Source organism: Bacillus sp. CH30_1T (genome assembly GCF_008364765.1).
Classification (GTDB): Bacteria; Bacillota; Bacilli; order Bacillales; family Bacillaceae_B; genus Rossellomorea.
In genome coordinates, this window is the sequence record NZ_VTUY01000007.1 from 42,416 (window position 1) to 54,893 (window position 12,478).

The following is a 12,478-nucleotide window of genomic DNA, read 5'->3' on the forward strand; positions in this document are numbered from 1 at the left end:
ACATGTCCCTCATTCAAATAAGGTTTCAGCTATATTTTGAATAGCCGCTTTTTCTCGTTCGTCTTCCAGTTTATCAACGATTCCTCGTTGTATAGCCCTTTTTGCCGGCAAGTACACGGCTAAATCACAGGCATCCAATAGGGCGCGTATGGAAGCCGCTTCCTCTGAAATTTGGCCATTTTTCACTTGAACCAATAAATCCGAAGACAGGGCTACAAATTGAGTAATAAGTTTAGAATCGGACAGCTTGCTTTGACTTTCAATCACACTTTTTAACGTTTCCCCTTCGATATACGGTACATCGATTACAACAAAACGATTTTTTAACGCTTCATTTAACGGAACTGTGCCAACATATCCTTCATTAATTGCCGCTATTACACCGAATGTAGGGGCGGCTTTGACTATTTCACCTGTAAATGGATTAGTTATACTTCTGCGGTAGTCCAACACACCATTTAAGATCGGCAGCGTTTCAGGCTTAGCCATATTGATTTCATCAATATAAAGGAGATGCCCATTTTTCATCGCTTGAATAACAGGTCCCTCGATGAATTCAATGGTGTTTTTACCTTCTCTTTCGCTGATTGTTTTATAACCCAGTAAGGCTTCTGCATCTAGGTCAACCGAGCAATTTATACTGTGCATCGGTTGAGAGAAGATGGATGACAAGGTATCAGATAGCTTCGTTTTCCCGGAACCAGTTGGCCCCTTAAGAAGAAGATTTTTGCCTAATGACAGAGAGATGATACTATCTTCAATAATATAGTCTTCACTTGCGGTATACCCCCCTTCTCCAATTAATGAAGAATGCTCAGGAGTAGAGAATAATTGTTTTCTCTCGTTTATTATATAAGTAACCGATTCTGGTAATAACCGTTCAACATTCATTTAATGACATCCTTTCCATTTCACATACTAGACATTCTACATGTAATAACGCTTTCACTGCAAAGGCTCTGCCTAATTTTGTTTCAAAGCATTTATTTTAGTTCTGGATTAGCAACCAATTAATATACCAAAATGTAAAAAAACACCCTTGATTGGATGTTTTTTTAGCTTCTAAAATTCTAAATCATATCGAGTGAACCCTCGATGTACGTACATTCCAGCTTTTTGATAAACAATGGTTGCGTCTGTATAGCTATCACTGTCGACTGAAAGAACTGCTGCAGTCATTCCTTTCTCTTTCAATTTTGAAAAAGAATGAGAGAGCAAATAATGGGCAAGCCCATTGCGACGCCACTTTTTAGTAGCCATCAAAAAAAGCCGGATTCTCCACAATAGGAGAATCCAGCCAGAAAGGGGTGGCTTACACCTCTTCAAAATACTCTTTGTAGAAGCCTCCCATTTTCCCGCTTTCATCTATGACGAAGTAATACTCTTCAGATTCGTTTTTTACTTCGTATTCTTTTCCAATGGTTAAAACATTTTCTACTGTATATTTCTTCGCATCCGTATGTACGCATTTCACCTTTTTTCCGGTATTGTTTTCCGTCCAAGTTTTGTGAATCAATTCAATAACCTCCTATATGAATGTACTCTGCTAATAGTATATTCTTACAGAGCTATAAGTTCAACTACTATCTCATTTGTCAGTTTTTTGTGAAACTATCACTTTCAAAAAGAATATATGGTATATTATAGGAGGAATTTGCAGGAGAGGTTCGATTATCGTGAGAAACGGATTAAAAAGAATAGGTATGTTCACTTTGGTTTTGATAGTTTTTTACATGAGCACCCACAGACCTAATGAAGAACAATTTTATTTATGGCTTTTAGATGAATACAATATTGAATGCCATGAATCCATAACATGTACGAAGAAACTTGAAGGAAATTCTTATTCAACCCTGATTGAAACAGGCTCAAATGTTAAAAACGGCTACTTGTTATTTAACACTATCGGTAAAATATATGAGGATGAAAATGGCTCAAGAACCACAATTAAAGCATTGGGTGTATTCGGGAAGTATTTTACTATTATTAAGGATGAACAAGATTGACTGATTAAATGAGAAGGCATCTTTGATCAGTCTTTTCTTATTTTCGATAACGTACCTTTTTCCATTTCGAGGTATTAGGTTTTTTTTTCAAGGTAAAGACAATACTGTACACGATAACCCCGATGAATAAAATGTAGAAAATGATTCCTGCCTTCACGCTCACTTCTTTCAGTAATCCCTGAAAACTCTTTGGAAAATACCTCCCAATCTGAAAATACACAAATCCCCAAACGAAAGCAGACGGAAGAGCAAATAAGAGAAATTTCATGAAAGAAATCCCTTTTGACGTACCTGCAATATAAGGCATGAATAATCGGATGCCTGGTATAAAATAGCTAAACGAAATGGCAAATGGACCATACTTGTTTATCCATTTTTCACCATTATCAATGAGTTTCCTTGATTTATTTCCCTTCATAAATAGGGAAATTAATTTTGTCCCGAAATATCGGCCATTTAAAAAGGCGAAGATTCCATAAGAGATTAATCCACTATACATAAAGAAAAAGGAGGTATACGGGTTGAAATTTCTCCATTCAGATAAATATCCCGATAGTGCAGCAGCGAGTTCGTTAGGTACCGGTAATCCTAAAAAAACAATCCAGCTAAAAAGAAACATGGCGATATATCCAAATTGATCGACCAATTGTAGTAAAACATCCATCGCATCACCCCATTTCACACAAAGCGACTATTTTTTCGTGCTTTTCAAACCTGCCTGCGCTTTTCTATTCACTACCCAATATTGATAGGTTGAAAACGCTCGGAAGCCCAATCTCTTGAGAATCGGTGCAGAGTGCCCGACTCTGGCCTGACAGGTTACAAACCGACATTGCGCTCCTTGTGCCATTTCCAATCGATGGGCCACTATTGAAGAATATACTCCTCCATGCCTTGCTTCTTGGAGCACCCCTCCTCCATTGAGGTAAAGGACTTCATGATCACGGCTAAACCGATAATTTCCGTATCCAACGGGATCACCCTCTTTATTGTAAGCTAGTGTGAACCCACCATCCGGTCCCCATTTCCTCATAAACTCTCTTCTTTGATTAAAGATGACCGGCTTATCTTCCTCCCGATATCCCCATATGGAAGAACTGATTTCTACAAGATCATGGATGTGAAGGTCACTTTCAACTGTAATGACTCTATGAACGGGTGAAGGGATGAAATGAATCTGGTTTAGATCAAAAACCAGCCCCTCATAACGCTCTTCCAGAATACCATCATGTGATTGGAGGAATTCCTCTCCCTGATCGATAAGTGGCTCCCTGATCCACATACTAAAGGATTCCTTTCCATAGAATCCTTCAACCACCTTCCATTTTTCATGCAGTTCATTCATATTGTTCACAATGAATTTAGGTACCTTATTAGCAAATACGTTTTTCAACTGTTTATTTTTAATTGCAACGATTCCATCACTGTGTAAACTATCCACTTCACTCGGAATCAATCGACCTGGATAGTCCCAGTGATGTGATTCTATTGCAGTAAATAATTGATCATCACTTATCTTCATGACTTCACCTCCCGGATCTCATTCGTACATCTATTCTTCTTCGTTAAGAAGATCCTGCACCTGATCTTCTGTCATCCCTATTCCAACTAATTGTCGCTGTAGCTTTTCATGATAGGACTTGCTTACATGTGGCCGACTACCACGTAGAATCTCTTTTGCATAATGATCTGGGGGACAGGTTTCCTGACACTTCCCTTTCACAATAAAGGTTAATACGTCCTTGTAAAGCTTGCCGCCAATCTGTATGTCGATGAAAGCTGCTCTATACCATCCGGGGGCTACCCCTTCTCTTGTGAACAAGTATTCTACTGCTTGTTGAGGGAGATCATATACTACTCCTTCCATTGTCCCTCCATCCTCAATGATGTCTCCCCTGCCACCATCATGTACTTTAAAGAGATACTTCATAGAATATCCTTCTAGAACTCCTGCACCAAGACAGTTTTTGAAATGGTGATCTACTTGCGCTAATTTAAAACGCTCATCATCCATGCACGAACCATACGCAAAATAAAGTATTCTATCAGGCTTATCATGTAGAAACTGATGTACTTTCCAATCTCCTGAAAGAATTTCTTCTTGGAACAATTCTTCGTTTTCAGAATAATACACAAAAGCTTCCTGCGGTCCATTATCTGTGTTGACCAGTTTAAGCTTTCGTATATAAAGGTTGTCTTCACGTTCTTCGATGAAATCCTCCAACTCATCTAACGGTGATAATATACCGGAGTTGATTTTATATAATTCGCCATAAGTGGTCCCATTGCCTTCTTTTAGTGCGGGATATCCTCTTTTTGTATCGTAAAGAACACCTTCCACCCAAGCTTGTTCCCTCATCAATATGGCTTCCTTTAATAAAAAATGATTGCTTTCGTGTTTTCTTAACGTCCCATAAACAAAAACGTACACAGATAATCCCCTTTCTGTTGTTTACATAATTAAATTATAGTTAATAATTTAATAAGGCTTTCCTTTATTTTAGCAAATAGTCTCTGAAATTTCAGTTATCTAATATTCTATTATACTCTTATATCCTTATGAAAAGGACATTCCCGATGAATTGGGAATGTCCTTTTCAAGGAAGCGTTTTCAATTTGTTAATTACTTTTAGGCAGGGCTGCTTCTTTCGCCTGCTCTCTTAAACGAAACTTTTGAATTTTCCCTGAGGCTGTCATTGGGTAAGAATCAGTAAACTCGATATACCTTGGAATCTTATGACGAGATATCTTCCCTGTGCAATATTCTCTAATCTCTTCTGGTGTTGCGGTTAGACCTTCCTTCAAAATAATCCAGGCCATAACTTCTTCACCATAAACTTCATCAGGAATTCCAATGACTTGAACATCTAATACCTTTGGATGGGAATAAAGAAATTCTTCGATTTCTCTCGGATAAATATTCTCACCGCCTCGAATGATCATGTCTTTTAATCTTCCTGTAATCCTACAATAGCCATGTTCATCCATGACCGCTAAGTCACCAGTAAGCAGCCAACCTTCATGATCTATGGCTAACCTGGTAGCCTCTTCATTCTTGTAGTACCCTTTCATGACGTGATACCCACGAGTACACAACTCTCCCTGTACCCCATGGGGAACTTCCCGGTTCGATCCAGGCTCCACAATCTTTACCTCTACATTTGGCAAGGCTTTTCCAACCGTTTCCACCTTTAATTCTATCGGGTCATGGGTACGTGTCTGCGTAATGACAGGGGAAGATTCTGTCTGACCATAGGCAATGGTTATCTCATCTGCTCCCATTTTGTCCATGACGCCCTTCATTACTTCAATCGGACAGTTACTTCCGGCCATAATTCCAGTACGCAAATGGGAAAGATTGTATTGATCAAAGTCTGGAAGGTTTAACTCGGAAATAAACATGGTCGGCACCCCATGAAGTCCGGTACATTTTTCATCCTGCACCGTTTGGAGAACCTGTTTAGGATCGAATTCCTGTAATGGAACCATAGTAGCCCCAACAGATACACATGCAAGTGTTCCCAATACACATCCGAAGCAATGGAAGAATGGAACAGGAATACATAAACGGTCTTCGTTCGTCAATCTCATGCACCCGGCAATATTATAACCATTGTTTACGATATTCGAGTGGGTAAGCATGACTCCTTTAGGAAATCCTGTCGTTCCTGACGTGTATTGCATATTGATGGCATCATGGGGGGAAAGGCTCGAAAGTCTTTCATCCAGCTCACCTTCCTCAACATCATCCCCTCTATCCATAATATCCTGCCAGCTATATGTACCTGGATATGCCTTCTCCCCTAAGACAATTACATTTTTTAAATAAGGAAGTTTTGAACTATCCAATTCTCCTGGCTTAGACGTTATCAATTCAGGACAAATTTCATACAACATGTCTATATAGGAAGCTCCTCTGAACTCTTCCATCAAAATAATCGTTTTACTGTCAGATTGCTTTAATAAATATTCTAATTCAGCAGTACGATAATTAGTATTTACGGTTACCAGTACAGCTCCCATTTTGCCCGTCGAAAACTGACTAACTAACCACTCAGGAGTGTTAGAAGCCCATATGGCGATATGGTCCCCTTTATTGATCCCGAGATTCATAAACCCCTTTGCAGCTTGCCTGCACTGTTGATTAAATTCTTGATAAGACCACCTTAAACCTCTGTCTGCGTAAACGACCGCTTCAACCTCAGGCTGTATACGAGCTTTTTCTTCGAGTAATTCACCTACAGTTGCATGTAAAATCTCCGACAAATGAACATCCCCCTTTACCTGTATTTATGTTAAGCCTGGAACCTTTCAGTTTATGTAGTCCAAGAGGTTAAAATTTCAGTTCCTTATGCGTGTAATATTATCACAAAAATTTAAATTTTCAAACTAATTAATAAGAACTTTCTCTTGTCTTTTATTTCTCTATGGTTAAGAGCTATTGACAGGAGTTAGATGGCAAGTTTCTACATGAACCCGATGATTCTAACTTTTTTATATAGACAAAAAACGTCTTCTCTAAACCTTTTTCTACATAATAACTAAAAATACTACTTTAGACGTAATTTATAAAAAAACCTTTTCAAATGAGTAATTTCTATGTAGAATATATAGAAAATATAGAAAATTCTATATTTTATACATTCCTGGGAGGTTGGTCATGAAAATCTTAAGTAATGAACAGTTGGTGGCAGCTTATCGTGATGCTGAGAAACAAGGGAATGATCAAGACTGGATTTTGCTTCTTAAGAAAGAAATTCGTAACCGAGGATTAAAGCCTTTTAGGAAATCTTGACAATTAAAAAAGAATACTAGCTTTTATCTCACCCCCTGAGATGAAATTTTCACGACAGACTCATTTTCACTTGAGTCTGTCTTTTTTCATTCTCACTCATTTAAACTGTGCGATTGATTTCAGCCCCATGCTCTCCAATCAAATGACCGTGAAAAATCGACAACACATGTTGAAAGCCCATTCATTTTAGACCCATGCCTTAACTGTGTTTCTTAATTTTGGATCCATGGTATTCCTCAATTTGTTTGAATTGCTCATTATCCAATATTCCCATTTTATGAAATAGATACGAATACTTAATTACTTTTTTTGAATTGAAATTCTTCATCATTAAACCTTCCCCCCTTTATCTGTCCGAGAGTTTCCTTTGGTAAACTTTATTTTAGTTATCCATATTTTATTCTCTTAGTAAAAAAACGTGAAAAAAAGGCTGATCCACAATCCACTAATGGATGTATGAATCAGCCAAACATTCATCTATTCTTATTCAATCAGGACTACTTAGCCTTCAAGTAGTAAATCTTCTGGATTCTCAAGTAAATCTTTTACCATTGCCAGGAATCCAACAGCTTCTTTCCCATCAATAATTCTATGATCATACGATAAAGCAATGTACATCATAGGGCGATTTTCCATTGTATCTTTATCAATGGCCACTGGACGAAGCTGAATTTTATGCATTCCTAAAATCCCAACTTGCGGTCCGTTTAAGATTGGAGTTGATAGTAATGAACCGAATACTCCACCATTTGTTATCGTGAATGAACCACCTTGCAGATCCCCAAGAGATAATTTGTTGTTTCTAGCCTTTGTAGCCAGTTCCATAATTTCCCCTTCGATTTCTGCAAAGTTCTTGCGTTCACAATCACGTACAACAGGTACTACCAGTCCATCATCCGTAGATACAGCTACCCCAACGTCATAGAATTTCTTAAGAACGATTTCATCCCCATCGATTTCTGCGTTCACGTACGGGAACTTCTTAAGAGCTGCTACAACTGCTTTTGTAAAGAAACTCATGAAACCAAGTCTTACATCGTGGTCATCAAAGAATTTATCCTTTTTACGTTTACGTAGCTCCATTACTTTACTCATATCAATCTCATTAAACGTTGTAAGCATGGCAGCTGTTTGCTGAACCTCTACTAAGCGTTTCGCAATCGTTTGACGACGGCGTGACATCTTCTCACGAACAACCGGCTTTCCATCATCTTTTTTGGCAGGTGCCTTCTTCTCTTGAACAGAAGGTTTAGATGGAGCTTCAGCCGGCTTATTGCTATAGGCTTCAATGTCCTGCTTACGAACACGGCCTAGAGGATCCGTTGGCACATCGGAAAGATCGATACCTTTCTCGCGTGCCAACTTACGAGCAGCAGGAGAAGCGATTGGACGATTCTTTTTGTCCTCTTTCGCTGGTGCTACTTCAGTTGCCTCTTCTTTCTTCTCTTCCTGTTTAGGGGCAGGTGCTTCTTCTTTTGTTTCAGAAGTTGCTGGAGCTTCTCCACCTGCACCGACTATGGCAATAACTTGACCGACTTCGACCGTATCGCCTTCATCAGCTTTAAGTTCTTGAATCGTACCTGCTTCTTCTGAAATCACTTCAACATTCACTTTATCTGTTTCCAGTTCAACGATGTATTCGCCCTTTTCCACATAATCCCCTGGTTGTTTCAACCATTGGGCGATTGTACCTTCTGTAATTGATTCTGCTAATTCTGGAACTTTAATTTCTGCCACTGTGATGTCCTCCTCTTTCTTATCGAGTTAACGCTTCGTTAATAATTCGTGATTGTTCCTTTTTGTGTACTGTTGGTTCACCTTCTGATGGACTGGAACGTCTGCGACGACCGACATAATGCACTTCAACACCCTCAGGTGCAATGGCACGGAGTCGTGATTCTGCAAATGTCCATGCGCCCATATTCTTAGGTTCTTCTTGAATCCATACAATTTCTTTAAGGTTTGAATATCTTTTCAGTATTCCCGATATATCACCTTTAGGGAATGGATAAATTTCTTCTACCCTAAGAATGTGTAACCAATCTTTATCATCGATATTTTGAAGGTGCTCTTCTAAATCAATCGCAATTTTCCCGCTGCACAATACAACCCGTTCAACAGCAGCCTGGTTCTCACCAAGACCCTTTTGCTCCAGAACTGAATGGAATTCTCCATGAGCTAATTCCTCAGCAGTGACAGCTGCAAATTGATTTCGCAGCAAGCTTTTCGGCGTCATGATTACAAGTGGTCTTACTTCTTCTTTTTGTAAAATGGCAGCCTGACGTCTAAGAATATGGAAGTATTGACCAGCTGTAGAACAGTTGGCAACCGTCCAGTTATATTCTCCACCCAGTTGCAGGAATCGTTCTAAGCGGGCACTTGAGTGTTCCGGCCCTTGACCTTCGTATCCATGCGGTAACAGCATAACCAGACCGGTTTTTTGACCCCATTTTGCACGGCCAGCTGAAATAAATTGATCGAACATTACCTGTGCCATATTGGAGAAATCACCAAATTGAGCTTCCCAAAGAACCAATGTCTCGGGTGCAAATACATTGTACCCATACTCATATCCAACAACAGCTGTTTCAGTAAGAGGACTATTAAGAACAACAAACGAAGCATGACTGTCCTTTAGATTGTGTAAAGGAATGTATTCTTCACCGGATTTTTCATCATGAAGAACCAGGTGGCGTTGAGCAAATGTACCACGCTCTGAATCCTGTCCTGTTAATCGAATCGGCGTACCATCCTTCAAGATAGAAGCAAACGCCAAAGTCTCAGCATGGGCCCAGTCAATTTTCCCTTTACCTTCAAACACCTGGCTGCGTCGCTTTAAAATGCGATCCAATTTCTTGAACACATTAAAGCCCTCCGGCCATTGAAGCAGTTCATTGTTTAAACCTTCAAGCTTATTAAAATCAACACTCGTATTAATTTCCGGTAAGCCATTTGCTACGTACTCAGGTGGAGCAAGCACGGTATCGGGATCATCGTCTTTAGCCGGTACTTTATCGTAAGCCGCTTTTAATTCTTCTTCGATGTCGGTATCCATTTTCTCTACATCTGATTCTGTGACGATTCCTTCTGAAATTAATTTTTCAGCATATAGTTTCTTAACATTTGGATGGTTTTGAATGACTGAGTACATTAATGGATTCGTCACCATCGGTTCATCCATTTCGTTATGACCAAAACGACGGTAGCCAATCAAATCAATGACAAAGTCTTTTCCAAAGGTTTTACGATATTCATAGGCGAGCACCGCTGCAGCAAGACAAGCTTCAGGATCATCTGCATTGACATGGACAATCGGAACTTCAAAGCCTTTGGCAGTATCAGATGCATATTTCGTAGAGCGGGAATCGCGGCTTTCAGTCGTGAAGCCGATCATATTGTTCGCAATCAGGTGAATGGATCCACCAGTGTTATATCCACGTAATTGACTCATATTTAATGTTTCAGCTACAACACCTTGTCCAGGGAAGGCAGCATCTCCGTGAATCATGATGGCATAGGAAGATTCCGGTGATTGCCCTGGATAACCCTTATCTTCCCGAACTTCTTGTGCAGCACGTGTGTAACCAGCCACAATCGGGCTCACAACCTCTAAGTGACTTGGGTTATTCGCCAGAGTGACACGCGCTCTCGCTGTTGACGACTGCAGAGGAGAGATTTCGCGATCAGCACCTAAATGATACTTAACATCACCTGTCCATCCATATGTAATCCCAATTGATCCTTCTGAAGGAATCAGATCCTTGCTTGGGGCATGTTGGAATTCAGCAAAAATCATTTCATACGGTTTACCAATGACATGGGCCAACACGTTTAAGCGCCCTCGGTGTGCCATCCCGATATTGACTGTTTTAGCACCTGATTCAACTGAATAACGAACCATTTCGTCCAGTAAAGGTACCATAGTGTCCAGTCCTTCAATGGAAAAACGCTTCTGACCAACAAATGTACGGTGAATATATTTTTCAAATCCATCCACTTCGGCAAGGCGTTTTAATAACGCCAGTTTCTTTTCCTTAGAAAGAGGAGTGAAATAGGATTCTGATTCAATCTTTTCTCTTAACCAATTCTTTTCTTCAAGCTCATGAACATGAGCATATTCAAATGCCAGTTTTTTAGTGTAGACCTGTCTTAAATGATTGATTGCCTGCAAGCCATCCTTTATGTGAGAAGGTGCATTCGGGCATAAGAAATCAACAGGAATCTGCTTTAAATCTTCTTCAGATAAATTAAACTCCGATAGTTCAATTCTTCTTGTGTCTTTATTTCGGTCATTAAGGGGATTAATATCCGCAGCCAAATGACCATATGTACGAATATTATCTGCTAATTTGACTGCAGCTACCATTTTACTTAACGCAGTCGGTTGTGCCGGCAACGTGAATGATGTATCCCCATGCTGAGCACTTGCGATTACTTGTACGTCTTCAGCTGTAGGAGGGCCCCATTGTTCGAATAATTCTTTCAATTCAGGATCTACGTCTGTTGGATCCTCCAAGAATTGCTCATAAACCTCCATTACATAGCCTAGGTTAGGTCCGTAAAACGATTGCCACGGTTCCCCTTTTGCCGATTGCTTTTTCATTGTGAAAAACCTCCAACTATTTTGCCAGTTAGTATAATTTGGGTATCATGTATTCTTACAATTCAAAAGCCTTATTTCATTATGCAAGAATAGTAATTTTAAACACATTAAAACGCTTACAAGGACATTTTATCACTGTGCTGTAGTAAGATAAAGACTTTATGACAAATTTCTCAAAATTTTGTTTTCCGTATTATGCATATGGATATTACTTATATTCCCATAATAAATTACAAGAAAACCTTTTAGTATATTCGACTATTCTGAAATAATATTTTATTAAGCGCTTTCTCTTTCACCTTCTTGTATCCCTGATATGAGGGTGCTTTTTTCATAAACCATCTTACTACTGTTACTAAAAAAAACCAAATAGTTTTTGTTATTTTTCACAAATTTTTATAGATTATAAGATTTTCAGAATGATAAATAAACCTTATGAGTTTAATTTCTTCCCTATTGCAAATGAACTCATCGCCCATGCTTTGCATACAATATAACAATCATGGCGGTTGGCCTATATAGATAAAGTGAGGTGGTTCACATGTTCCCATGGAGTTTATTCCCTTTCAGTAAAGACATGAAAGATCAAATGAATCAGATGAATCCGAATGAAATGGATTCCTATATACAAGGTATGATGAAAAAAATGTTCCCGGGCGGATGGGACGGTATGATGAATCCGAATGACATGATGAGCGGGGCGCAATCCTTTATGAATCCGATGGGCAAACAGGAGCAGAAATCTCAGCGGGGTCAGTCTTCTCCTTCATCTAATTCAATATCTGCAAATGTCTTTGAATCTTTTGAGGATATTTACATCCGGTTTCAGGTTCCTAGTGAAGAGTGGATGAAGCAATTGAAAATTTTCCATACTTCGAATCAGGCAATTATCGAGAACATCCCTGAGCAGGGGGAAAGACAGGTCATCACACTCCCATGTCTAGTGAAAAAAAAAGGTGCGGTGGCCCAATACAAAGACGGCATATTAGAGCTGAAAATACCTAAAAGTATCGACATGCAATATACAGAAATAGACGTCTCAGATAAATACTGAGACGTCTTTTCTCGTAGAAT

At 39.2% G+C, this 12,478-nt stretch carries 12 protein-coding genes; 3 read left to right on the forward strand and 9 right to left on the reverse strand.

The window, feature by feature from the left end; genetic code table 11:
* Positions 1–9: 9 nt before the first annotated feature.
* From F0342_RS15185 to F0342_RS15190, 3 genes are all read right to left on the reverse strand, one after another.
* Positions 10–891 carry an ATP-binding protein gene (locus F0342_RS15185; protein WP_149156740.1) on the reverse strand — a complete coding sequence of 294 codons (882 nt, stop codon included), beginning with the start codon at positions 889–891 and terminating at the stop codon, positions 10–12.
* Between the two features lie 171 nt (positions 892–1,062).
* Complete coding sequence (locus tag F0342_RS24945; RefSeq protein ID WP_188048573.1) at positions 1,063–1,260, reverse strand: GNAT family N-acetyltransferase; 198 nt, start codon at positions 1,258–1,260, stop codon at positions 1,063–1,065.
* A gap of 52 nt (positions 1,261–1,312) precedes the next feature.
* Positions 1,313–1,516 (reverse strand): DUF6501 family protein, encoded by a 204-nt coding sequence (locus tag F0342_RS15190; protein WP_149156741.1) that lies wholly within the window; start codon positions 1,514–1,516, stop codon positions 1,313–1,315.
* A gap of 160 nt (positions 1,517–1,676) precedes the next feature.
* Between F0342_RS15190 and F0342_RS15195 the strand changes: the two genes are divergently transcribed.
* Positions 1,677–2,006, forward strand: coding sequence for a hypothetical protein (locus tag F0342_RS15195; protein WP_149156742.1), 330 nt, complete (start codon positions 1,677–1,679; stop codon positions 2,004–2,006).
* 37 nt (positions 2,007–2,043) lie between these two features.
* On the opposite strand, the gene F0342_RS15200 is transcribed toward F0342_RS15195, so the two are convergent.
* From F0342_RS15200 to F0342_RS15215, 4 genes are all read right to left on the reverse strand, one after another.
* Complete coding sequence (locus F0342_RS15200) at positions 2,044–2,688, reverse strand: DedA family protein (protein WP_223145723.1); 645 nt, start codon at positions 2,686–2,688, stop codon at positions 2,044–2,046.
* Positions 2,689–2,697: 9 nt separating this feature from the next.
* Positions 2,698–3,528, reverse strand: a complete 831-nt coding sequence (locus tag F0342_RS15205) for a GNAT family N-acetyltransferase (RefSeq protein ID WP_149156744.1) — start codon at positions 3,526–3,528, stop codon at positions 2,698–2,700.
* A gap of 30 nt (positions 3,529–3,558) precedes the next feature.
* Positions 3,559–4,437 carry a gamma-glutamylcyclotransferase family protein gene (locus F0342_RS15210; RefSeq protein WP_149156745.1) on the reverse strand — a complete coding sequence of 293 codons (879 nt, stop codon included), beginning with the start codon at positions 4,435–4,437 and terminating at the stop codon, positions 3,559–3,561.
* Between the two features lie 188 nt (positions 4,438–4,625).
* Positions 4,626–6,263 carry an AMP-binding protein gene (locus tag F0342_RS15215; RefSeq protein ID WP_149156997.1) on the reverse strand — a complete coding sequence of 546 codons (1,638 nt, stop codon included), beginning with the start codon at positions 6,261–6,263 and terminating at the stop codon, positions 4,626–4,628.
* 403 nt (positions 6,264–6,666) lie between these two features.
* Here F0342_RS15215 and sda point away from each other — a divergent pair, with 403 nt between their 5' ends.
* Complete coding sequence (gene sda / locus F0342_RS15220) at positions 6,667–6,801, forward strand: sporulation histidine kinase inhibitor Sda (RefSeq protein ID WP_044336757.1); 135 nt, start codon at positions 6,667–6,669, stop codon at positions 6,799–6,801.
* 501 nt (positions 6,802–7,302) lie between these two features.
* On the opposite strand, the gene odhB is transcribed toward sda, so the two are convergent.
* Together odhB and F0342_RS15230 are read right to left on the reverse strand one after the other, a co-directional pair.
* Positions 7,303–8,538, reverse strand: a complete 1,236-nt coding sequence (gene odhB / locus F0342_RS15225; protein WP_149156746.1) for a 2-oxoglutarate dehydrogenase complex dihydrolipoyllysine-residue succinyltransferase — start codon at positions 8,536–8,538, stop codon at positions 7,303–7,305.
* A gap of 19 nt (positions 8,539–8,557) precedes the next feature.
* Entirely contained in the window at positions 8,558–11,404 is a 2,847-nt protein-coding gene (locus tag F0342_RS15230) for a 2-oxoglutarate dehydrogenase E1 component (RefSeq protein WP_149156747.1), read from the reverse strand.
* A gap of 541 nt (positions 11,405–11,945) precedes the next feature.
* Between F0342_RS15230 and F0342_RS15235 the strand changes: the two genes are divergently transcribed.
* Positions 11,946–12,458: an Hsp20/alpha crystallin family protein gene (locus F0342_RS15235; protein WP_149156748.1), complete on the forward strand. Its 513-nt coding sequence runs from the start codon at positions 11,946–11,948 to the stop codon at positions 12,456–12,458.
* The last annotated feature ends 20 nt before the right edge of the window (positions 12,459–12,478 follow it).

Coding starts and splice junctions, on each gene's coding strand:
- F0342_RS15185 (WP_149156740.1), bottom strand. CDS start 891: ATGAATGTTGAACGGTTATTACCAGAATCGGTTACTTATATAATAAAC.
- F0342_RS24945 (WP_188048573.1), bottom strand. CDS start 1,260: ATGGCTACTAAAAAGTGGCGTCGCAATGGGCTTGCCCATTATTTGCTC.
- F0342_RS15205 (WP_149156744.1), bottom strand. CDS start 3,528: ATGAAGATAAGTGATGATCAATTATTTACTGCAATAGAATCACATCAC.
- sda (WP_044336757.1), top strand. CDS start 6,667: ATGAAAATCTTAAGTAATGAACAGTTGGTGGCAGCTTATCGTGATGCT.
- F0342_RS15230 (WP_149156747.1), bottom strand. CDS start 11,404: ATGAAAAAGCAATCGGCAAAAGGGGAACCGTGGCAATCGTTTTACGGA.
- F0342_RS15235 (WP_149156748.1), top strand. CDS start 11,946: ATGTTCCCATGGAGTTTATTCCCTTTCAGTAAAGACATGAAAGATCAA.